This is a genomic window from Sedimenticola sp. (assembly GCF_050289425.1).
GTDB lineage: Bacteria > Pseudomonadota > Gammaproteobacteria > Chromatiales > Chromatiaceae > Sedimenticola.
In genome coordinates, this window is the sequence record NZ_JBNKFS010000094.1 from 1 (window position 1) to 523 (window position 523).

At 66.0% G+C, this 523-nt stretch carries 1 protein-coding gene; it reads right to left on the minus strand.

All coding sequences use genetic code 11. The features are described from left to right. Nucleotides 1-523 (minus strand): transketolase-like TK C-terminal-containing protein (locus tag ACQY5R_RS18345; RefSeq protein ID WP_428610729.1); only part of this gene is annotated, 523 nt, incomplete at both ends.

A 523-nucleotide genomic window follows, 5' to 3' on the forward strand; every position in this document is an offset into this window, starting at 1 on the left:
CTTCGGCAAGTGCCTCGGCCGCCTCGACCGCGAGCGACACCTCGGTGCCCGTCGCCAGAAGGGTGATATCGCGCGCCGCACCATAGGATCGGATCACGTAGGCCCCATGCGCCGACATGTTCGGTGCCTCATGGCCCGGGCGTCCGCCGCGAAGCTGCGGCACCGCCTGCCGGGACAGGGCCAGAAGCGAGGGTCGCTTGCGATTCTTGACCGCGATTTCCCAGCATTCGAGCGTCTCGACCGCGTCGGCAGGGCGGAAGACCAGGAGGTTCGGGATCGCGCGCAGGCTGGCCAGATGCTCGATCGGCTGGTGGGTCGGGCCATCCTCGCCAAGGCCGATGCTGTCATGCGTCATAACGTGGATCGTGCCGATCCCCATGAGGGCCGCAAGCCGGATCGCGTTGCGGGAATAGTCGGAAAAGACGAGGAAGGTGCCGCCATAAGGGATGATCCCACCATGCAACGCCATGCCGTTCATCGCTGCCGCCATGCCGAATTCCCGCACGCCGTAGCCGATGTAACG